19 protein-coding genes are annotated in these 21529 nt (G+C 34.3%); 6 read left to right on the top strand and 13 right to left on the bottom strand.

The features are described from left to right. Window positions 1–1125: 1125 nt before the first annotated feature. Both ccoG and AC2A07_RS10995 read left to right on the top strand, forming a co-directional pair. Window positions 1126–2580 (top strand): cytochrome c oxidase accessory protein CcoG, encoded by a 1455-nt coding sequence (gene ccoG / locus AC2A07_RS11000; RefSeq protein WP_484050432.1) that lies wholly within the window; start codon window positions 1126–1128, stop codon window positions 2578–2580. A 128-nt stretch (window positions 2581–2708) separates the two neighbouring features. Then, a complete protein-coding gene (locus AC2A07_RS10995; protein WP_484050431.1) occupies window positions 2709–3071 on the top strand; it encodes a response regulator in 363 nt (120 codons plus the stop codon). 77 nt (window positions 3072–3148) lie between these two features. On the opposite strand, the gene AC2A07_RS10990 is transcribed toward AC2A07_RS10995, so the two are convergent. After that, window positions 3149–3505 carry a hypothetical protein gene (locus AC2A07_RS10990; RefSeq protein WP_484050430.1) on the bottom strand — a complete coding sequence of 119 codons (357 nt, stop codon included), beginning with the start codon at window positions 3503–3505 and terminating at the stop codon, window positions 3149–3151. 461 nt (window positions 3506–3966) lie between these two features. Here AC2A07_RS10990 and AC2A07_RS10985 point away from each other — a divergent pair, with 461 nt between their 5' ends. From AC2A07_RS10985 to AC2A07_RS10970, 4 genes are all read left to right on the top strand, one after another. Next, a complete protein-coding gene (locus AC2A07_RS10985; protein ID WP_484050429.1) occupies window positions 3967–4455 on the top strand; it encodes a hypothetical protein in 489 nt (162 codons plus the stop codon). A 286-nt stretch (window positions 4456–4741) separates the two neighbouring features. Then, complete coding sequence (locus tag AC2A07_RS10980) at window positions 4742–4942, top strand: HVA1 family protein (protein WP_314498846.1); 201 nt, start codon at window positions 4742–4744, stop codon at window positions 4940–4942. Between the two features lie 136 nt (window positions 4943–5078). Further along, window positions 5079–5459 carry a SpoIIAA family protein gene (locus AC2A07_RS10975; RefSeq protein ID WP_484050428.1) on the top strand — a complete coding sequence of 127 codons (381 nt, stop codon included), beginning with the start codon at window positions 5079–5081 and terminating at the stop codon, window positions 5457–5459. 1356 nt (window positions 5460–6815) lie between these two features. Continuing rightward, window positions 6816–7475, top strand: a complete 660-nt coding sequence (locus AC2A07_RS10970) for a DUF6766 family protein (protein ID WP_484050427.1) — start codon at window positions 6816–6818, stop codon at window positions 7473–7475. Between the two features lie 148 nt (window positions 7476–7623). Here AC2A07_RS10970 and AC2A07_RS10965 read toward each other — a convergent pair whose 3' ends face one another. The 12 genes from AC2A07_RS10965 to AC2A07_RS10910 form a co-directional block, all read right to left on the bottom strand. Continuing rightward, window positions 7624–9771, bottom strand: a complete 2148-nt coding sequence (locus AC2A07_RS10965) for a DEAD/DEAH box helicase (protein ID WP_484050426.1) — start codon at window positions 9769–9771, stop codon at window positions 7624–7626. Further along, window positions 9768–11084 (bottom strand): ATP-binding protein, encoded by a 1317-nt coding sequence (locus tag AC2A07_RS10960; RefSeq protein WP_484050425.1) that lies wholly within the window; start codon window positions 11082–11084, stop codon window positions 9768–9770. The genes AC2A07_RS10965 and AC2A07_RS10960 overlap by 4 nt, the downstream gene beginning before the upstream one ends. Then, on the bottom strand, window positions 11077–12561 hold the full coding sequence (locus AC2A07_RS10955; protein ID WP_484050424.1) for a tellurite resistance TerB C-terminal domain-containing protein: 1485 nt from the start codon (window positions 12559–12561) through the stop codon (window positions 11077–11079). The genes AC2A07_RS10960 and AC2A07_RS10955 overlap by 8 nt, the downstream gene beginning before the upstream one ends. Window positions 12562–12630: 69 nt before the next feature. Continuing rightward, window positions 12631–13650: a TerC/Alx family metal homeostasis membrane protein gene (locus AC2A07_RS10950; protein WP_484050423.1), complete on the bottom strand. Its 1020-nt coding sequence runs from the start codon at window positions 13648–13650 to the stop codon at window positions 12631–12633. 8 nt (window positions 13651–13658) lie between these two features. Continuing rightward, window positions 13659–15170 (bottom strand): protein kinase domain-containing protein, encoded by a 1512-nt coding sequence (locus AC2A07_RS10945; protein ID WP_484050422.1) that lies wholly within the window; start codon window positions 15168–15170, stop codon window positions 13659–13661. A 4-nt stretch (window positions 15171–15174) separates the two neighbouring features. Next, window positions 15175–16656 carry a PP2C family serine/threonine-protein phosphatase gene (locus tag AC2A07_RS10940; RefSeq protein ID WP_484050421.1) on the bottom strand — a complete coding sequence of 494 codons (1482 nt, stop codon included), beginning with the start codon at window positions 16654–16656 and terminating at the stop codon, window positions 15175–15177. Continuing rightward, window positions 16657–17700 carry a TerY-C metal binding domain-containing protein gene (locus tag AC2A07_RS10935; protein ID WP_484050420.1) on the bottom strand — a complete coding sequence of 348 codons (1044 nt, stop codon included), beginning with the start codon at window positions 17698–17700 and terminating at the stop codon, window positions 16657–16659. Between the two features lie 11 nt (window positions 17701–17711). Then, window positions 17712–18350, bottom strand: coding sequence for a vWA domain-containing protein (locus AC2A07_RS10930; protein ID WP_484050419.1), 639 nt, complete (start codon window positions 18348–18350; stop codon window positions 17712–17714). Window positions 18351–18352: 2 nt separating this feature from the next. After that, window positions 18353–18991 (bottom strand): vWA domain-containing protein, encoded by a 639-nt coding sequence (locus tag AC2A07_RS10925; RefSeq protein ID WP_484050418.1) that lies wholly within the window; start codon window positions 18989–18991, stop codon window positions 18353–18355. 7 nt (window positions 18992–18998) lie between these two features. Beyond that, window positions 18999–19673: a TerD family protein gene (locus AC2A07_RS10920; protein ID WP_484050417.1), complete on the bottom strand. Its 675-nt coding sequence runs from the start codon at window positions 19671–19673 to the stop codon at window positions 18999–19001. A gap of 6 nt (window positions 19674–19679) precedes the next feature. Further along, the gene (locus AC2A07_RS10915) at window positions 19680–20255 is read right to left on the bottom strand and encodes a TerD family protein (protein ID WP_484050416.1); all 576 of its coding nucleotides are present in this window, start codon (window positions 20253–20255) and stop codon (window positions 19680–19682) included. Between the two features lie 278 nt (window positions 20256–20533). Further along, window positions 20534–21322 carry a hypothetical protein gene (locus tag AC2A07_RS10910; protein ID WP_484050415.1) on the bottom strand — a complete coding sequence of 263 codons (789 nt, stop codon included), beginning with the start codon at window positions 21320–21322 and terminating at the stop codon, window positions 20534–20536. Between the last annotated feature and the right edge of the window lie 207 nt (window positions 21323–21529).

Genomic DNA, 21529 nt, shown 5'->3' with positions numbered 1-21529 from the left:
CTCCATTCACTTCTTTAAGCAAATATAATCAACATCTTTTATTATTTTTTATGATCAACGTCTGATTATTATTTTTAGTGAAATTTCAGAAGAAATAATAGATGGAAATTTGCAAGAGCTTTTATTTAAGTAATCAAAAGCTTAATACTCAAAATTTGGTCATGTCGTTATTCTGAATATTTTCACCAGATCCGAAAGCATCAATTTCTATCCGGACTGCCTGTGGAAACAACGAGAAAATCAAAGAGCTTTGTCAGTATTTTAAGTTTTTAATTTATACTCAATCATTTGTATGTTCGAGATGCCGGAAAGGTTTTCCTATATCTGATTTTGGTATCAACAAAGTTAATGAACTGGCTGACCTTAAAAAGATGAACGAATCCGGTTAATCATGACCCTTCGATGTAATATATATTGTCGAATGTAAATTTTAGACCACTATGCGTTCAGTCATAGAATGTTATGGTAATAAAAAGTATTTTTACATCAGTCAAAAGATTACATCTATACCTTGTGGGACAGGATCGTTTAAAATAGAATAGGTCAGGCTTCAGGAAACAGGTATTGTTTTTATATATTTTATAGTTATTATTTGAGTTAATTATTGAGAAGAGAGCAACACATCCTGTTTTGCTCTCTTTTTTGTACCCTTTTATGAAATACAGACAGGGGTAATTGCTGAGTAAAAAACAGATAAACTTTATTACCTCATTATAATTTTTTATTCTCTGTTAATTTTTTTTATCTATATGATTCAACGCACATTGTGATCAGTTTTCATTATATACATTTGTAATTATTGAAGCGTTGAAATACGGTTACAATTTTTTTTCATCATTTGTGTTTTATCCCTCTCTCCGGAGAGGGTTTTTACTGAAGCTCCTGTATATATTCCATAATCCTCCTTTAGCCAAACTTTCATGGAGCTGTTATGACCCTGATCATAGCACTCTCAGGTATTTTACCATACATTTACTATAATACGTCAATACAGGAAAAAGAATATTTTTTTAGATGATGTTTCTTTATCCATGTCAATAATGAAAACACTTGGTACAGGAATTGACATATCTTTCAAAACATTGTGATAAAATCAAACAGTCAGCTGACTAAATATACCAATACATGTCTCAGATAGAAGAAAGTGAAATAAAAGGAGGACAGGGCCAGGTGCTTGAGCCTGAAACCTATCGTGACTCCATCGGTACAATGGAGCAGTCAGGAAAACGAAAATGGGTATTTCCTAAAAAACCGAAAGGAAGATATACCAACTATAGAAACATCGTTGCTTATACTCTATTGGCGTTTTATTTTGCTATTCCATTTGTCTCTGTGAACGGAAATCCTTTTTTGCAGTTTGATCTGATCAACCGCCAGGTTTTTATCGTAGGACAGCCTTTTTACCCACAGGACTTTTTCCTGCTGACGCTGGGTGCAATTGTTTCGCTGATCTGTATCATCCTCTTTACGATTGCTTTTGGAAGGATTTTCTGTGGATGGATCTGTCCACAGACCATTTTTCTTGAAAATGTTTTCAGAAAGATCGAATATGCGATTGAAGGTGACCGGAATAAGCAGATGAAGCTTGACCGCCAGGAATGGAACACGGAAAAAATATGGAAAAGGGGTCTGAAATGGACCATTTACCTGATACTTTCCCTGATCTTTACGCACTTCATGTTTATGTACATTGTTGGATATAAAGAAGTTTTCAGAATTGTATCTGAAGGACCGTTTGCCCATCCCACCAACTTCACAGTGATGATCCTTCTTACCGCTGCATTTTATTTTGTGTTTGCCTGGTTCAGGGAACAGGTATGTACGCTTGTTTGCCCCTATGGCAGACTGCAGGGCGTGCTTATCGACAAAGAAACAATCAATGTTTTTTATGATTTCAACCGTGGCGAAAACCGTTCGAAATGGAGAAAAGGCGAAGACCGCAAGGCCGCAGGAAAGGGAGACTGCATCGACTGTTACCAATGTGTTGTAGTCTGCCCGACCGGAATTGATATTAGGGACGGACAACAGCTGGAGTGTGTGAACTGTACTGCCTGTATTGATGCCTGTGATGAGGTGATGGATAAAGTAGGCCTGCCGCGCGGACTGGTCCGTTATGCCACAGAGAATGAAATTGAAACCCAGAAGCCTGCAAAATTTACGACACGTATGATGAGTTTTGTGGTGATACTTGTTGCTCTTCAGCTTTTCTTAGGTTTTATGTTGTATAACCGAGGGACAATGGAAGCAAAATTTATCAAGCCTGCAGGAAGTACATTCTTCGTGAGAGACGGAAAAATAACAAATACCTACAATTACACCTTCCTGAATAAAAGTAATGAGAAGAGAACCGTAACCATCAAAGTTCTCGAACCGGCCAATGGTGACATCACTTACAGTGCTTCCAGTAAAATTGTTGTTGACCGGGACAAAATTACCAAAGGATCAGTAAATATCAGTTTTCCGGAAAAGGAAATGAAGCTATCCAAACAGAACATCAGTATCGGTGTATTTGATGAGAAAGGCAAAATGCTGGATTCCTATGACACCTATTTTGAAGGCCCTTTCAAACTGCAGTTCTAGAGACCGGAAAATACATGCTACAAGAAAAACATACTATACTAAGAACCAAACCATTCCATAAATCTGAAACAGATAATTCACCGTGAAGGAATATTGATTATATTTGCATTATTATTTTACTATTTTGAATGAAGAAAAAAGTTGTACTCTTACAGGATAATAAAGATATTCTTGAGATTATGGATCATGTACTGGAAGAGGAAGGATTTGACGTAACGGGCTCCCTCACAACAGAACCGATCGAAAATATTGAGGATATCGATCCTGACCTTGTCATTGTCGATGATCATATCAAGGGCACGGTGAAAGGATCTGAGGTAATCAAAGAACTGAAGTCCGATCCTGAAACAGAAGAAATTCCTGCAGTTCTGACATCAACCTCCACTAACCTTGCCGCAGAAGCAGCAGCATGCAGAGCAGATGATTATATTGCAAAACCATTTGGCATTGATGAGATGATTGATGTCGTAAAAAAGAATATTGATAACTGATACTGTTAAGGCCGCAAAAAGAATTGCAGCCTTTTTTATTTTAAAATTGAAATTGCCGATTGATCTGAAAGTAAATATTACTGGTTCAACGTCCTGAACATATCTTCAGTCTTAATAAGCCTGAGATTAATATTGGAAATAATGATGGACAGATAATCCCTTAATGCAATATCATCCTCAATTCTCTCTGAAAAATCAGGAACAATCACCACACTTTTTGAAACTAAATTTTCTGTAAAGATTACCTCGTGACGAAGCTCATAGTCATAGCCGAAATCTTCCGCAACCAAAAATTCCAGATACTGTATTACTAACTTCTTAAATCCCGATGAATCATACATATTGAAGGTTTTTAATTGCTGTCCAACGCTTCCTAAAGGTCTAAAACCATGCCATACATGATGGGGAATCGGGATAATTTTATCGCAATTCATTGATTAATGTTTTTTGGCTCTAAACATCATTTATCAGTAATTGGGATTTTATTCATAACAGGTAATCTATTAACCTTATCGGATCTTAACCACAGACTGTATTTTTCTAATGGGCTTAAAGCTGGTAAATTATATTTTATTTAAATTATCGGTTAAAGACCGAACCGATGAAACAGATTCATGCTCTTTCGCCGGCAGTAAATACCATACTGTATATAAAAGCAGTTGCCAGTCTTATTCCTACAGTCAAAACAATGACTTTTACGCAAAACACAATAATAAGAGATTTATGCTATTTTTGCGTACCTTTTATTAATTAGATTTTGATTTTATATCTTCGTTCAATCATCTAGGGCAAAACCCAATATTAATTTTCCAAACAGCTATTGAGAAATATAACAGCAGCTAAACTCTAAATAACAGTACTAAAATATAAATTCAGACAAAATAAAATCAGTTAAATGGATGAAACCCGTAATAAAGACAGTTATGAAATTTTAGTTTTTGATTTTATCAGAGAAATTTATGTTATTTGTCCAAATTGTGAAAAAAAAGCAATTATAAAATCCGAAAAATTTCAAGACATCAATGTAAAATTAGTATGTCCCAATTGTGGATTTAACAGGAATTCCGATAAAAAATATTTGGGATGCTCAAGTATTAAAAATTCAAGTGATATTATTAAAAACATGATCGTTTTTGGAGGTGGAATTGATCCATACTTTCATATAACTTTGTGGTATACAGCAAATGTTGGAGAAAATTTATTTTGGGCATACAATTATGAACATTTAAATTTTATTAAAAATTTTGTTTCTGCAAAATTAAGAGAAAGAGATATTGAAAATAGGGTTAATAAAAGTTTAGGGAGCAGGCTGCCAAAATGGATAACTTCAAATAAAAACAGAGAAATTATCTTAAAAACCATACTAAAACTTGAGAAGAAATAACCAATACGAAGATTCAGGTCAAGCGCTTAAAACTTCAAAAACCTTAAAAATTTCCTCTTGAAAAAGACAAAATATGCAGTCTAATATTTAAGTGAATTGTAAGTATATCAATGTTTTGTATTCAATACTGTAGTTGTTAAAAGGTAACTGAACTAAAAATATTTAGATAATATCTGAAAAACTGAGATAAACGATTCATTATCTAACAGTCTTACTCATTATTAGTATCATTTTTGTATTTGTTGTTTGAAAACCAATATTTGTACAATCACCAAATCTGATTATTATGCTAAAAAAAGGAGACCATGTAAAATGGCAATTTCAAAACGGAGAAACCCATGGAACGATTATGAAGATCCATACAAAAGATTTTATGTTTATGAACCGCCAAAGAAGAGCATCAGAAAGTGAGCCTCAATACGAGGTCATGAGTGAAAAGACCGGTAAAAAAGCAGTTCACAAAGAATCAGCTTTAAAAAAAATATAAAAGATTTAACTTGTCACTTTAATCTTGCTTCTTCATTATTTTAATTGGAATAAAAGATCTCAGTTATACATACCACATTATTTTTCTTTGGTTTGATAATTGATAAACTTTTCTCACACCATAAAAAATAGAAGATATGATTACCTTACTCAACGATGCTCCGGAAAATGTTGCGGCATTTAATGCCAGCGGTGAAATTAATCAGGAAGATTTTGAAAATATCGTCATCCCCCACGTTAGAAATAAAGTGGAAAAATTTGACGAACTGAATTATCTTCTTTATTTAAATGCAGATACAGAACACACTGATGTAGATGCATGGCTGACCCATTCTCTTTCAAGTCTTAAAAATATCACTCCTTATAACCGGGCAGCGATCATCAGCGATCATGCAGGAACAAAGACAATTAATGATTTGAATAACAGTGAAAATTTCAAGGTCTTTCCAAAAGACAGTGTATATAATGCAATGTACTGGTGCAATAATGGAAATGAGCCCCAGATACCTGAAAATTAAAAATTAATCCTCATCAGAATACCTGCAAATCTTTCTTTTCAATATATAACCAAAGCTCTCCACAGTCTCTGACTCTGGGGAGCTTTTTTTAAAAGCTTTGTGCTTTTAAATAAACGTAGCCATAGATTTAATGATGAAATGTAAGGATTTAGTAATCACTTCGAGTAGGTTTTATAAAAACCGTATCGAGAAGTTTTTGATTAACACCAAAACTCAAAAAGATTTTACTGGATCTTTAACGCTAAGATCGCAAGGAATTTCATTTAATATCATGAAAATATTTTTCGGTCGCAACGGCGTTCCACTCAGCTACGGCGAAGTTCTTTACTAACTTAAATAACACAAGGCGAGACAAGTTTTTATTAGATAGCTTTGTGCTTTTAGGATAAACAAAGACGTAAACTTATTGATGAAAGACAAGGATTCTACCCCCCGTCACTTCGACTAGGTCTTGATATAAAACAGTATCGAGAAGTTTTTGTTTTAAAGACAAATTTTGTGCACGTTTCACAGGTTCTCGATACATTTTTCTCCGCTTCGCTGCGAAAAACACTCGAACTAACGGTGCTCGAACTGACGAGGTGAAATGGATTTGTATAAAAAGGACGTCACTTCGAGTAGATTTTGAAAAAACCGTATCGAGAAGTGTGTGTTTTAACGACAAATTTTGTGTGCGGTTCACGGGTTCTCGATACATTTTTCTCCGCTTCGCTGCGAAAAACACTCGAACTGACGGTGCTCGAACTGACGGGACGACTTTGGTTCGGTAAACAGGACGTCACTTCGAGTAGGTTTTGTAAAAACCATATTGAGAAGTTTTTGTTTTAAAGACAAATTTTGTGTGCGGTTCACGGGTTCTCGATACATTTTTCTCCGCTTCGCTGCGAAAAACACTCGAACTGACGGGACGACTTTGGTTCGGTAAACAGGTCGTCACTTCGAGTAGGTTTTGAAAAAACCGTATCAAGAAGTTTTTGTTTTAAAGACAAATTTTGTGTGCGGTTAATAGGTTCTCGATACATTTTTCTCCGCTTTGCTGCGAAAAACACTCGAACTGACGGTGTTCGAACTGACGGTTTTTTTTACAATAGTAGTGATATTATCTTCAGTCATATCAAAATAACAAAAACGTTTGTCATTCTGAAAGAATCTAAACTTTAATTCTACGGACACAAAGATTTTTTTTGATGATTCTGAAAATATTTCCGATCGCTAAGGCATTCTAAACATGATGAACAAAGTATTTAATTTATCGCAAGGAAAAACAAAGTTTATTTGATAGCTTTATTGCAGGGATTTCTGTATGATTTTTGTTGAAATCCTTTATTAAATTCATAAACAAAAGAAATCCAAATCATGCAAAAAACCCATAATAATTTTTTCTACAAAAACGGACTGAGCATTGTCGTCATGAGCTTATTCATTCTATTTCTAGGCTGCCAGTTCATCACAGGCTGGCACGTAAAGAACAGTGAACTCGCAGAAGTAAAGATGCCTCCCCTATCACTGACTGCGTATTTCTACAGTCCGCATTTTATGCAGGCCACTTTTGAAAATTGGGAAAGTGAATTTCTTCAGATGGGAATGTATGTCCTCCTGACTGTTGCCTTAAGACAAAAAGGCTCTGCCGAATCGAAATCTCTTACAGAGAAAGAAGATGTCGACCGGAAGCCGATTGCCCATCAAAATGCTCCCTGGGCGGTCAAAAAAGGAGGTATCATCCTGGCTGTTTACCAACATTCTCTTTCTATTGCTTTTATAATCTTATTCTTACTTAGCTTTATCTTTCATTTTAAAGGCAGTTTTAATAATTATAATGAAGAGCAGATGGAAAAGCATCTGCAGACCGTGCAATGGACTGATTATCTCACAGACTCCCAGTTCTGGTTTGAGTCTTTTCAAAACTGGCAGAGTGAATTCCTTGCTGTTGGCGCCATTGTGTTGCTTTCCATCTGGTTAAGGGAAAAAGGTTCTCCTCAGTCAAAACCGGTTGATGCACCGTCTGATGATAATTAATTAAAGTTAAGTTCCTAATCTTTAATTTCTCCGTTTCATTCAACTTATATAAAAATATCTTTGTATCAATAAATTCTTAACAAAAAATAATAATAAATTGAATTTCAATATGTTTTTATCTAACCTAAAGTATGTAATCATTCAGAAATTAAGCCTCAGATTCGTTTAAAACATATTCAATTCGATCAAAGAAAGAGAAACACCCATTGAAATCATACAGCTTATTTTTTAATATTTCAGTCTGAAATTTTAAAGGTAAATGAGTACCCCATTTTGAAATATTGATGATACCCGGATTTTTTTTCAGATATATAACTAAAATTCCATTAATCTCTTCATCAGTGAGTTTCATTGTTTTGATATCTTTCAACGAATCAGATTGATGATGACTGACTTTAAATACTGATTTGTTGTCATCATGGATAAATTCTATTCCTTTATGATCAAGCAGTAAACAGATTGTTTTATTGACTTTTGATCCTGCGAAGGAATAAAAAAATATATTATCGTTGCTATTGAGCACCGGCCGTTGTGATCTCACTGTATTTATTTCGAATACTGAGAAATCCTTTCTAAGATCCTGAAGTACAAATTGGCCGGTCTGATCCAAAAATTCGTAAACCTCATTCGAGAAAAGAATTTCCAGCATTTTTTCTCTAATCCTATCTGCGGTATCTGCTGCATCTCCGAGAAAAATGGGTTTCTTGCCATCTTTTGCAGGCATAACTTCGATTTTTTCAGACTCAAAATCGATGTATTTAATCTTCCATATTTTCGCAGACAAAAAGATGTTTTCATCTTCTTTTATCTGAGGACTTAAAGGAAGCTCTCCTATTTTAACACCTTGACTTGAAACCTTAAAGAAAGTAGGTGTATGAAACATACTGTAAAAGTCTTTGTGATTAACTACTTTTTCTCCCTCCACACCAACGATATATTCATGACCTAACTTCTCTAAAAAGTCAATTTCTTGAAGATGATTTATAATTTCTTTGACCTCGTCTTCAGTAATATTGCTAAATGTAGAATTTGCAGATATTTTAGATAGAAGTTCATTCAGATACAAACCAGAACTTCCTTTTACAATAGACAAAATCTGATGTACTAAAACATCATAAGGTTTTTCAATAATCTGAATGGACTCAATATATTGTTCTGAATACAATAACCAGCAGGCAAGAGACTGCAAAAGGCTCCATCGATCAGTCGAGTACAAATAAAGATTGCTGGATTTACCTTCCCTTCTTCCACTTCTTCCAACCCGTTGTATGAGCGATGCAATACTGTGCGTAGCATCAATTTGTACCACTTCGTCAACATTTCCAATATCAATTCCAAGTTCTAATGTTGATGTACAGGAAATACAGAAATTTTCCATCTTTGCGCTTTTTGCAAAAAATTCAATATATTCACGAACTTCTTTATCAACTGATGAATGATGCGAAAAATAATTCTGATGTCCACCAACTCTTTCTGAAATCTTTTTCAGCTTAACAGCAACCTCTTCGACCCGACCTCTGGCATTCGGAAATACCAAGATTTTAGAATCCCGAGTTCTGACATACAAATCCTTTAACAGATCAAGAGGTAACTCCTCGACACTGCCTGCGAAATATTTAAAAAGCGCATTAATGGGTTTTGGCGTATTATCACGAATAATCTTTGTGTTCTCAGAATTCCCTAAATAATCTTTAAGTTCCGCATATTGATTTACATCGCTTACAGTAGCTGATAATCCAACAACACTAAAACGACTGCGATTGACTTGTTGAAGCCTGCTTAAAAGCGACTTTAAATGTAACCCTCTTTCAGAGCCTAAAAAAGAATGAATTTCATCAATAACGATGTAATCAAGTGAGGAAAAAAGATGATGAATATTTTGAGGTCTGTTCACGAACATTGCTTCCAGAGATTCGGGAGTAATCAAAACAATTCCTTCAGGATTTTTAATCAGATGATCTTTTTGAGCTTTTGATGCCTCTCCGTGCCACTTTGTAACTTTTACATCTAAGTAATCGCAAAGCTTCTCTACCCTTACAAATTGGTCATTAATTAAGGCTATAAGTGGAGAAATATACAATACTTTAACTCCCCTGTCTTTAAAGTTCACTTTTGAAAGAATAGGAAGGAAAGCGGCTTCAGTTTTACCTGAAGCGGTTTTTGATATGATAACATAATTATTGTCTGTTTCTAAAATTCTTGGAATCGTTGCCTCCTGAATTTTTCTAAGACTTTCCCAGCGTTGATCTCTGATGTATTTTCTGATGGGCTCAGATAAAAGGTCAAATGCTGTCATAATTCATCAATGTTATCTAAAAGCACAAGATCATTCGGTCTTTCATCGGAAATCTCTATCTCTCCGAAAAGGCGTTTTTTATCCACATCAGGATTTTGTCTGATGATATTCAAGATATTCAGAAAGTCTCTGATAACCTCTCTAGGAGTAAGAAATTCTGATGCTCCAGGTTTGTTGAACATCTCTTCCATAAAGAAAGAAATTTCTTCATCAGTAATATTAAGTTGTGTCTTATAATTGAAATCAAAAATGAGTTTTAATTTTTTGAGCAAAACAAAGATTTCATTATGATTTAAAGGATGCAGTTTAATGACAGGCTGTGCGTAATCTCTGATTTCAAGAGTTTCAAACTTATTGCTCTGGAGTCTTGATTTCAAAGCCTGATAACTGAACAGTCCTCTTCTTTCATTCTCCAGAAACTCTTTAGTACCTGCAAAATTGATAAATAGATTAGAGACTTTACCTTGAAAGCAATCGTTGTAAATGGATAAGATTTTTTCATAATTTTTCTCTCTCACAGCAGAAGTTGAAATTTTATAAAGGTTGATGGCTTCGTCCAGATTGATCATAAATCCACTATAGCCCATGTTCACAAATAGCTTACAGAAATTCTTCAACATATCATAATAATTGGAATCATTAATGATCTCACGAATTCCTAAGTCCTGTCTAGCTTCCGTTTTGGTTTTGTATTCACCTTTTAACCATTTAAGAGAATTTCTTCTCAGTGATTCATCGTTGGTAATGTATCCGTCATAATATTTTACTACAACTGACCCAAAATCAAATCCCCCAACTTCAGTAATTTCGTTTACTGTTCTCATAATAGAGTTTCTGATAAGATCACGATATTGATCATTACGGATATCTACCAATGAAATTTTGTTATCTTCTGCTGTTTTGGAGATTACCTGTTCAATCCATTTTTCCAATAAAGTAGGAAGAGCTCCACCTTCTGGTTTTGTCTGTATAGCAATATTATCCATGATCGCAGAATAGAGAATTACACTTTTCCCGTCATTGGAATAGAGTCTGTTGTCTGGAGTAAAGTCTGCATTGGCCACAACAAATTTCTGCTTCATTGCCACTGTATTGAGTAAATGCAGCATAAAAGATTTTCCGCTCCCGAAATCTCCAATCCAGAATTTGACCACGCTATGACCATTTCTAATCTCCTCTAGTGTAGTGATCGCCGCATCAACTTCTTCAGACCTTCCCACAGTAATATGCTGAACTCCCACTTTGGGTACAACACCACCGGTTAAAGAATTAATGATTGAAGTAGCTTCTTTTGGTTTAATATTATTAATCATGAGTAAGTAGTTTTTTAAAGTATTCGTAGTTTATGGTTAAATATTCGTCTTCTTCTTCGATGAGTATATCATCAAGCATCTCAAAACAAGCCTCGTTAATTGACTCTATCGCTGCTCCAGCAAATAATTGTCTGGTTTTCATGTAATCTGAAAACTCCGAATGAAGAATTGAAAAACTGTTCTTTTCAAATAAATCCAAAATATCTTTTTGAATGTCATTAAAGTCTAAATTTTCAACATACTTAATAATTTCATCGTCCGAAGTATCAATTATGCTAAGAGCAATATTTTTGCTATCACCCTCTACGTTTGATATATATACAGGAATATTTTCTTCCTCTTCGCTTAAAATTTCCCCTAATTTTTGGGCAATTTCGGCGTCGAGCCTTTTTACCTGTTCTATAGCATCGCTGTCTATGATAATCTTTTTTCTTTTAGGTAAATAAATGGTTTTAACTTTTTCGAGACATGAATTAAGATCCCTGTTCTGAACAAATTCATTAACTACAGATTCAAACGCAGCAAATTGATCAGCAGTTGTGAATAAACTTTTTTGTATCGTTTTAGTAAGTTTTCTGTTATCAAACTTTTGAGAATCCAGATCCTTATCTAAATAATGAATGTACAACCGAAGTGATGAATTTTTATCATGAGCAGAGATAAATTTTGAAGCCTCAAAATACAAGTTGTCAACGGATGGATTCTTGACATTTACTTCTGCCAGCCTCGCAATCTCCCTTTCAAAAGCTACTGTATTTGTATAGTCTGATTTAATGAGTTCAAATTTTGTTTTCCATCTGTTCGTATTTGTTTCATTAAGAATCAGATTAGTTCTGTAATCGGCATCTAAGATTTGATGCTTATGATTTTCAAGAAAGGCATCCGCTTTTGATATTATTTTCTTATTAAACTTATCTAAAATTTCCGGCTTTGTATATTTAAAATCAGTATTAATTTTACGTTTTATATCATAAAAATCACGTACATTATTTTCGCACAACTTCAGAATATGATTAAAGATCTCCGATTGGATTGATTCTGATGTATATTTATAATTTAAACTGTCATTTTTATAATTGTATTCTAAAACAATAATAATTTCAGTTAGCTCATCAATAACTGTGTGATATGAACGGTTTACTGGTATACATTCTTTAAATAAAAAGTCTGTAACCCTCAAGAATTGTTTTAAAATCTGAATCCTGCAATATTCTATCTCATTAAAAACATTATTATTAAATGATAACCGATCAAGAAGTTTATATTGATCATCACTGAGAGTCATTTTTTTTCTATACTTACTGCCTAGTTTATAAGAATCATCTTCATGACTATATGATCTATTACTAAGATCTTTATCCGTACTTTCATTTTCTAATGAAGCAAAATCATTATACTGTATAGGAATCTCTTCCATTCCAGATACATCAGTAATAAAATCATTACTACTATTTTGAGATGAGATTTGTCTTTCCATGATTATTAGTTTTGTAATGATGTCCTTTACATTTTTATACAAATGATCAGAACATTACCGAAAATAAGATTATTTTACGATATTATCTTCTTTTTTCTCAGGAAGCAAGACTGATAGTAAAACGGAGATTATCAAAACTCCACCCACAATTCCTAATGAAAGCGGTGAAGAGATGTGATACCACGGTGCAATCAACATTTTGACACCGATAAATGCTAAGATTATTGCTAAACCATAAGGTAATTTACTGAACATGTGAATGAAATTTGCCAAGAGGAAATACAAAGATCTCAATCCTAAAATCGCAAAAATATTAGATGTATAGAGGATAAAAGGATCATTTGAAATCGCAAAAATTGCCGGGATAGAATCTACGGCAAAGAGTACATCAGTAAACTCAATTACTGCAACTACAACCAAAAGTGGAGTTGCCATTTTGATTCCGTTTTGTACCGTGAAGAACTTATCTTTATCGTAATTATCTGAAACTTTCCAAAAGCTTTTAATCAATTTCGCACCTGCAGTATCACTGTAATCTTCATCATCATCATCGCCACCATCACCCCAGGATTTAATTCCCGCATAGATAAGAAATAATCCGAAAAGCGTCATTATCACGTTGATTCTTACTACATGACCCAAAATATTCAGCTCCGGTAAATAGGTAAGGTCAATAAGCTCAACTCCCGCAAAAATAAAGATGGCTCTGAAGATTAAAGCGCCTATGATTCCCCAGAACAAAACCTTATGATGAAGAAATTTAGGAACTTTAAAAAATCCGAAAACCAAGATAAATACGAAAAGATTATCTACTGAAAGTGCTTTTTCTATCCAGTACGCTGCCTGATACTGTGTAAATTTTTCTAATGCCAGAGCATGCCCTTCCGTCTGGTTGAAAACCCAATATACCACTCCAGAAAACACCATAGATAGGGAAATCCAGACGACTGACCAAATGGTTGCTTCTTTTGAAGAAACCTCATGGGCTTTTTTATTGAATACCCCAAGATCCAGTAAAAGCATGATGACTACTACAATTGCAAAACCGATTACCAAACCGGGGTGCAAATCTAAAATATTGTTATTCATTTGTATTTTTATTTGTTTGTTAAAGTAATATACATCAAACGACCTCCTTCTTCATCCGAGAGCATGATTTTTTTACCATCGGTAAGCTCTACCATCGAATTGACAGGTACGATTTTGTCTTCAGTAAGATCTTTCATATTCGGTAAGCTCTGATTGACTAAAACCCATTTATTTTGATAAAATGTAAAATAGCCTACAGGTTTTTTATCCAAAGCAGTCAAACTTTCATTACGAATGACTTTCCTGGAAACATGCCATTTAAAAAGATACTGATTGTGATAGACCATTAATCTGTGGTTTTCAGGTTTCCAGACATTATCTTTAAATTTATAATAAAGATCAACTACAGGTAGCGTCCCCTTGTGTGGAGTTGCGCAGAATGGACATTTTGGTTTTGAAGTATTGTCGAAAACATACCATTTTTCGTCACAGTTGATATTACTGCATGGCTGAATTAAATCAACGGTTTTCAGTAGAGCAGTTTCCCACTCATTAGCAATCGGCCGAAGTATAGGATTGTGCAACCCGTCAATGAAGGCTTTTTTAAACAATTCACTCAGATAAGGACCAGTTACAGTGTAGGGAATTTTGCCAGGATCGCCCCAAAATAAATTCCATTTTTTTAAATGATCTACCTTTACCCGATTGATCTGATCCGTAGGATGTTCTACGAAAACAGCTTTTTCTCCCATCGATAAGACTTCGTCTTTTTCAGATTCTAAATCCCAAACTTTTCCACCTCGTAAAGGATGTCTTCTTAGTAAATACATATAGATAAGAATTGCTAGAGCATGTAAATCAGTCTTCTGATTTGGCAATTTCCTACTAGGATCATGTAGTTTCAAATGTTTTGTGCTTAAAACTTCTGGCGCTATAAAATCAGCTGTACCAATGACTTCTGGAGGATAAAGACCGTGAACCACTAAACCATCTATATCTATAATGTTAGCAGATTTTGTTATTGGATCAATCAATACATTGTTATATGATAAATCAGAATGGGCTAAACCCATTTGATGTAACTTTTTTACTCCTCTGCATAAATTTATACTAATCTGAAAATAACTCAACCAATCACCCAGTTCTGATTTATCTAAAACTAGAGGGTATTGATTATTTCTAAAAGATGGAGCTGTAAACCAAAGTCCCTTTTTTTCGGTTCCTTTAATATTATCACTAGAGCTATACCCCTTGTTAAAGAAAAATTTGGAATCATAAATTGGAACTATGACACCGGTTTTTCCGTCTTTTTCAACAGCGTCGTAAGGCCATCTATACAAAAGACTTAAATAATAATCTGAACTATGTCCATTTTTAATATTTTCAAGATAAATTGTTACAATCTTTTTAATTCGCTCTTTTTGATTAAAGTCTAAAGAATCCCTGAAAAATGCTACTACATATTTTCTGCCTGGAGCGAAATAAACATCTTTCACTCCGCCCCTGATAGGATTTCCATCGTCCACATATTCGTATGTTTTTGAGGAATCTATGATTGATTTAACCTTTACTACACTCATATTTTTAATAAATTACAGCTAAAGTTCTATCGTCATGATTGCCCTTACTCCAAAAATCCATCCATGCGGATAATTGATTTTCGACATCTGAATCTTCAACGAAATCAACTTTCGCTTTATCTTCATTTTCGCCATTTAAATCTCTTAAAAAATTCTTCCATGTCTCAAGATTTTCCAGCTTGCTTTCTACAACAAATTTCGGATCGTAAATTCCATCGGTCATCAGAAATAATTTGGAAAAGTCTGCAAAACAGTTGATTTTAAACCGATCTACCATGATTTCCGGTTTGCTGAAAATTTCAGGCATTGTAATAAAACGGGTTGCGCCGCTACTTTCTCCGACATCTAAAAAATTAAGCAACTGAACTTTCGTATTTTCTTGATCAATCACATTAATAGGGCAGTCTCCAACGCCAAAACTTAAAACGACGTAGCCTAAATCATTTTTTTTAACCAAAGAAAATATCAATGTTGTATGCAAATCTTTTAATGACACTCCTTCTTCACTAGCAAAAACAGCCAACTGATTGTGTAAGTTTTTTACATTTTGATATAATGAATTAATAATAAAACTTTTACTTTTTATTTTTTTGTCTTCTCCCGAAACTTGATCAGGTGAATTTTCTGAGTTGTTTTGTTCCTCCGAAATTTCAACTTCTGACATATTGTTTTGTATTTCATCATCAGTTTTAGACAAAGCTTTCTCCCCAGAGAAATATACAGCAACAGCTTCTGATAATTTATTTAAAAGAGATTCATTGTCAAAACTATTAACGATAAAATCTGTCGCAAACTGAGATCCGGCTCTGGCAAGCCTTGCGGATCCGGCTCCGTCTGCAAGTGAAACGATTGCCCATCCATCTGGTAAATCTTTAACCAAAAAATCATCATCCCTAAAAGTACCTTCATGTGCATGAGATCTACCTCTTTTGGATGCAACCACGATTTTTTTGTCTAAAAATGCAGACTTAAAAGTAATATTATCTTCCTTAGGAAATCTACTGTCCTGTGGACTCGGTTTGTTGAGCCACAAATCTTTCGGATCTGCATTTACAATAAACGGAATCGTTTTGATTTCTTCGCGCAGATTTTCATCGTTTTTGCTGACAAATACAATTTGAATTTCGATCGTATTAGCATGCGTTGGAGTGCCATGAATAGATAAATTTTCTGAATTAAACTGCAATCCTACAGAATCAAGGTTTCTTATTTCTTTAATAGTAATAGAAGAATGAGCTGAAAGATCAAAAGTATAGCTGTATTCCTTTTTGACATTCGCATTGGGAACAGTAAAATAGCTATCTCTGAATTCTTCTTTCTCTTTATACATTGTAAAAATTTGTAATATTTGTGACTTTAGATTTTTTATTGATTTTGATAAATCATAAATTTTTGCGTTATCTGCAAGCTTTTCAATAGTGATGTCAACTATTTTATTACTTTCAATTTGATGTTCTTTCAATACATCCTGTAGTAAACTTCTCATCTAACCTAAAGTTCTATTGATGTCAAAACCTCCTTCAGCCATACCGTATGAACCTGCATTTCCACACCAAGGACATTTCGCAACACCATCACCCTGAATACAGTGAATACCTCCACAAACACAAGTTGCCAGCGCATATCCATTTCCACATGACGGGCAGCTAGGATTTCCGTAGATTTCCTCACTTGATATTTTATTCGTATTAGAACCACCTTCCGAAAATTCTCTGTAAGAATTCTCATCAATTTTATAAGCTCCTTCAATTTTATAAAATCTCGTATCAAAACCTGGAACCCTTGATTCCTCCAGTGATTTTTTAAATTTCAACAAGTATAATTTATCGTTTGTTGAACATTTTCCATTGAGGACAACGAAATTATTATCGGGTAGAGAGTAGTTTTTGCTTAAATCAATCTTTTCAATTAATTCAGGATTTGATTTGCTTAAATTAATACCATCCTCGTTATTACTGTTGATATTTTCACTTGTAGCTCTTATCGAAGCAGTTACCCATTTGAAAAATTCTTTGTAGGAATTGCTATCCGTATTATTAAACATTAAAACCTGATCAGATAACTTGCCTAAAAGATTCATATTCGTATTGTCACCAATTGAAATGACAATCAAGTTAGATTTAGTGCGGTAATCTGCGTTCCATCTGTCAATCGCTTTTGTAGAATCATCGGTTGGGATACCATCTGTAAACAAAAAGATGACAGGTTTCCAGTCTCCTTTTCTTTCGTAAGTCGTTTTTACAATGTCTCTGTCGATAGAATTCATCAGTTCTTCCAAACCTTTAGAAAGAGAAGTTCCGCTCCCTATTGGTATTTTCGGAGGATAAAATGTAATTACATCCTGCAATGGAGTGATTATTTTGCTTTTTCCGGCAAAACCAATAATGGAAACCCAAACAGTTTCTAAAGCGTAAGGATCTGTTTTTAATTCTTTAATGATGGATGCAATTCCTTCCTGAACTTGCTCTATAGGTTCTCCCACCATCGATTCTGACACATCGATGAGGAAATAAATTGGTAATCTTCTCATGTTTTTAGTTTTTAAACAATAATATTCAATTCACTTGGCGGCGGCGGTAAAGTTATACTTTCCCCTGTTCCTTGAGTTTTGCTTCCCATCTCAATAGATGAACTTACCCATTGGAAAAAGGTAGTTGAAGTATTAGCATCAATATTATCCAGCTTTACCACATTGTCTGTGAGCTCCATTAAATCATCAGTCTTCGCATCCGGTCCGGCAGCACATCCTACGATTACTCCAAAATCCAAAGCCTTTATTTTTGAAATATTTTCTTTATATCTGAGCTTGTCTGATGGTTTTCCGTCTGTAAAAATAAATAAGAGCGGCTTCCAGTCTCCTTTTCTGTCTGCTGTACCTGTAATTAATTCTTTTTTGACTAAATCAGCGACTAATGCTAAAGCCAGACCAGTGTGTGTTGGACCACTTTCAGGGCATTTAATTTCTACCGGATGAAAACTTGCGAGATCTGTTAGTGGAACAATATTGCTCGCATCTTTGTCAAAAGTAATAACGCTAATGTGCAGAGAATCCATAGCCTGCGGATCTGAACGAAGCATGCTCACCAAACCATTGAACCCATTATTCAGGGCAGCGATGGGCTCACCTCTCATCGATCCGGAAGTGTCTAATAAAAAATAGGCTAATAATCTTCTGTTCATAATTATGCTACGATTACTAACTCCGATGGTGGAGGTGGAAGTTGATCCAATCCGGTAATTTCTTTTCCTGACTCTTCCACCTTGGTTGAAGTTGTTGAAATTGAATCGGTCACCCATTGAAAAAACTTGCTGATGCTTTCAGAATCAGCATTATCCAATCTGATTACAGATTCTGTAATTTGTTTTAAAATTTTATCGTCAGCACCGCTTCCCACTGCACATCCCACAATTAAACCTTTATTTGCAGATTTTAATTTTGCGAATCCGCTTTGCCAGTCGTCTGTTGGCACACCATCGGTCATGATGAAAGTCATCGGTTTCCAGTCACCTTTCTGATCAAGCGTTGTTTTTGTAATTTCTGTGTTTAATTTATCAGCAAGCAGACTGAGTGCAGCACCTAATGAAGTAGTACTTGAAGCCTTGATATCTACCATTTGAAATGAAGCCAGATCAGTAAGAGGAACAATTTGTTTAGCCTCGCTGTCAAAAGTAATAATGCTTACATAGGCAGTTTCAATAGCTTGAGGGTTTTGACGAAGAGAATGAAGCATCATCTGAACTCCATTCTTAACTGCTTCAATAGGCTCTCCAGTCATTGAACCGGAAGTGTCTAACAATAAGTATACGGGTAATCTTCTCATTTTTTAATTATTTGTTATACGCGTATTTAGCTAAAATATCAACGAAGTTATCAGTCTGGCCAGCCTCTCCAAGCGCACGGAATTTCCAGTCTCCATTATGTCTGTAAGCTTCAGCAAAAACCATTGAACACATTCCGTTCATAGATGCATCTCCGGATAAACTGTATTTGGTAATCTCTTTGCCTCTGGAGTCTACAGCTCGAATGAAAGCGTTTTCAACCATTCCGAAATGCTGATTATTTTTTCTTCCCTGATATATGGTAACTACAAATAATATTTTCTGGTATTTTTGATCTAATTTGTCTAATTGGACAATAATCTGTTCATCATCACCGTCTCCCGCGCCGGTTCTGTTATCTCCTGTAAGCCAAATTTTTCCGCTAGGATGTCTCATTGAATTGAAATAAATTACATCACCTCCGTACAAAGCTACATTTCTGCCTGACACAGATGCTGTTCTTCCAAGATCTGCAACTTTACCATTGGCATCCAGAAGAAATGCAATGGCATCCAAATCATATTCTTCTTCTTTGCCTCCAAACAATTTCCCTAAAAATCCACTCTGTTTTTGACGGACATCCCAACCCAAACCGATGGTTACCTGCGAAAGGTCGTAAATACTTTCTCCCTTATCGTTCTTTCTCAGATCAATAGTCTGACCTTTCTGTAAATTTATAGCCATGTTTAATTATTTGATGATTTGTCCTTTATAATATTTTGATAAGAAAAATGCCAGGTCTTCACGGTATCCGATTCCCGAAGCCTCAAATTTCCACTGATCATTTCTCTTGTACAGCCGTCCAAATTCAACTGCCGTTTCTATAGAAAAATCTTCTCCAAGTTCATATTTGGCAACCTCCTGCCCGTTACTGTCATCTACAATTCTTATGTAGGAATTACGTACCTGACCATAATTTTGTTTACGGTCATTAGCTTCATGAATAGTTACAACAAATAGGATTTCATTGATTCTCGGATCAACTTTAGACAAGTCAACTTCTATACTTTCATCATCACCATCCGCACTGTTACCCCCTGTAGGATCATCACCGGTATGTCTTAAAGAACCGTCAGGCGAATCTGTGTTTCCGTAGAATACAAAAAAAGGTTCAGAAGGAATCTGTCTCTGTTGATCAATCATAAATGCAGAAGCATCAAGATCAAAATCAAATGCAGTTCCTTCACTGGGATCCCATCCCAAGCCAATAGTCAGTTTACTGAGACCTATGTCAATTTTCTGACCTTTCTGTAAATTAATAGCCATGTTTTTTTAATCTGTTTTTTTGGTTATTTAGTTTTAATAAAATTTTTCTAAATATAATTTATTTTTCAATAAGTTTTATATTTTTCAATCATATGTGAACAATTCTTATTAATTTGATATCATTTCCATGATCAATACTACTTATTATTTAAAGTTAACTCCTCTGATCAAAACTTATTTACTGGAATCCATATTACGCTTCCTTCTAATTATCAGGATTGTGATAAAAGAACGATCAAAAATTTTTAATGATGTCTAAAAATCATATTATTAAAAATTTATTTTATGCCGGCATATTTCTCCAGTATATATTCCGATACCGGCCTGAGATCTTTGTCATTTTTAGGATTGGCTCCATCCATTGTAAAAAATTCTATTACATTCTGACACTTTGAGTACCAAACATTATTCATTGCATTATACACATACAATGTATCTGGTCGGGTAATTTTTTTAAAGTATTTAAATTTTATCGTATCCAGTACCATTACTTTATGTTTCGGATTAAAGTCTGTTGCTGTAGTAAGCCTATACTCTGCTTCATCCCAATACATATGATCTTTCTTCTGAAAATTTCCACTAAAATGTACAAAGGAACCTGCTGTTAAAAATAAACCTAAGAAGCCCAATCCCATAGTACTATTTTTATTAAATATTTCTGAAAATTTAAAAGTAGGTGCATGCGTAATTTTAATCATGATACTATTTACTGATTCCGCAAATGCATCAATCCCATTGCCAATTTTTACACTAATGTCATTACCCGAGGATTGCTTACTGAAGAATCCGTTCTTTTCTTTATACTGATTAAAATCCTCATAAGCAAGGTACTTGCTCATAGCATCTAGACTTCTCTTTTTAATAGGCCGATAAGCTTTTTTATTCAGTACTAAACAATCATAATATCCAAGCATTGTCTTATAACTCAAATTAATCTTATGAGTATTAATCAGATCAACGCTTACATCTTTAAAAACTCCACTATCAGAAGTGGCGCCATTTTCGTTTTTTGCTTTTAAATAGATATCTTCCAGCAATTTTTTCTCAATCAGTAATTCTTGTTTCATAGTGATTAGATTTCTTGCAAATTAAAAAATTCGATGAATAAAACATTACGGTTAACCATAATTCGAAACAAATAAAATTTTATAAATTCTCAGATATTCTTTTTGAACTTAATAATCTGACTGGTACATCAAAACTAACCAAAATCAAAAAACAAATTCTGTATCTGAGAAAAACAGGTATTGATCACTATTTGAAAGCAGAAATAT

Source organism: Chryseobacterium sp. HNCC26DJ238 (assembly GCF_057180465.1).
The sequence above is the reverse complement of the archived record's forward strand: the minus strand, read 5'-3'. Positions and strand labels throughout refer to the sequence as shown.

Excerpts from the sequence above, each read along its gene's own strand:
- ccoG (WP_484050432.1), top strand. The coding sequence starts at position 1,126 with ATGTCTCAGATAGAAGAAAGTGAAATAAAAGGAGGACAGGGCCAGGTG.
- AC2A07_RS10995 (WP_484050431.1), top strand. The coding sequence starts at position 2,709 with ATGAAGAAAAAAGTTGTACTCTTACAGGATAATAAAGATATTCTTGAG.
- AC2A07_RS10990 (WP_484050430.1), bottom strand. The coding sequence starts at position 3,505 with ATGAATTGCGATAAAATTATCCCGATTCCCCATCATGTATGGCATGGT.
- AC2A07_RS10985 (WP_484050429.1), top strand. The coding sequence starts at position 3,967 with ATGGATGAAACCCGTAATAAAGACAGTTATGAAATTTTAGTTTTTGAT.
- AC2A07_RS10980 (WP_314498846.1), top strand. The coding sequence starts at position 4,742 with ATGCTAAAAAAAGGAGACCATGTAAAATGGCAATTTCAAAACGGAGAA.
- AC2A07_RS10975 (WP_484050428.1), top strand. The coding sequence starts at position 5,079 with ATGATTACCTTACTCAACGATGCTCCGGAAAATGTTGCGGCATTTAAT.
- AC2A07_RS10970 (WP_484050427.1), top strand. The coding sequence starts at position 6,816 with ATGCAAAAAACCCATAATAATTTTTTCTACAAAAACGGACTGAGCATT.
- AC2A07_RS10965 (WP_484050426.1), bottom strand. The coding sequence starts at position 9,771 with ATGACAGCATTTGACCTTTTATCTGAGCCCATCAGAAAATACATCAGA.
- AC2A07_RS10960 (WP_484050425.1), bottom strand. The coding sequence starts at position 11,084 with ATGATTAATAATATTAAACCAAAAGAAGCTACTTCAATCATTAATTCT.
- AC2A07_RS10955 (WP_484050424.1), bottom strand. The coding sequence starts at position 12,561 with ATGGAAAGACAAATCTCATCTCAAAATAGTAGTAATGATTTTATTACT.
- AC2A07_RS10950 (WP_484050423.1), bottom strand. The coding sequence starts at position 13,650 with ATGAATAACAATATTTTAGATTTGCACCCCGGTTTGGTAATCGGTTTT.
- AC2A07_RS10945 (WP_484050422.1), bottom strand. The coding sequence starts at position 15,170 with ATGAGTGTAGTAAAGGTTAAATCAATCATAGATTCCTCAAAAACATAC.
- AC2A07_RS10940 (WP_484050421.1), bottom strand. The coding sequence starts at position 16,656 with ATGAGAAGTTTACTACAGGATGTATTGAAAGAACATCAAATTGAAAGT.
- AC2A07_RS10935 (WP_484050420.1), bottom strand. The coding sequence starts at position 17,700 with ATGAGAAGATTACCAATTTATTTCCTCATCGATGTGTCAGAATCGATG.
- AC2A07_RS10930 (WP_484050419.1), bottom strand. The coding sequence starts at position 18,350 with ATGAACAGAAGATTATTAGCCTATTTTTTATTAGACACTTCCGGATCG.
- AC2A07_RS10925 (WP_484050418.1), bottom strand. The coding sequence starts at position 18,991 with ATGAGAAGATTACCCGTATACTTATTGTTAGACACTTCCGGTTCAATG.
- AC2A07_RS10920 (WP_484050417.1), bottom strand. The coding sequence starts at position 19,673 with ATGGCTATAAATTTACAGAAAGGTCAGACTATTGATCTGAGAAAGAAC.
- AC2A07_RS10915 (WP_484050416.1), bottom strand. The coding sequence starts at position 20,255 with ATGGCTATTAATTTACAGAAAGGTCAGAAAATTGACATAGGTCTCAGT.
- AC2A07_RS10910 (WP_484050415.1), bottom strand. The coding sequence starts at position 21,322 with ATGAAACAAGAATTACTGATTGAGAAAAAATTGCTGGAAGATATCTAT.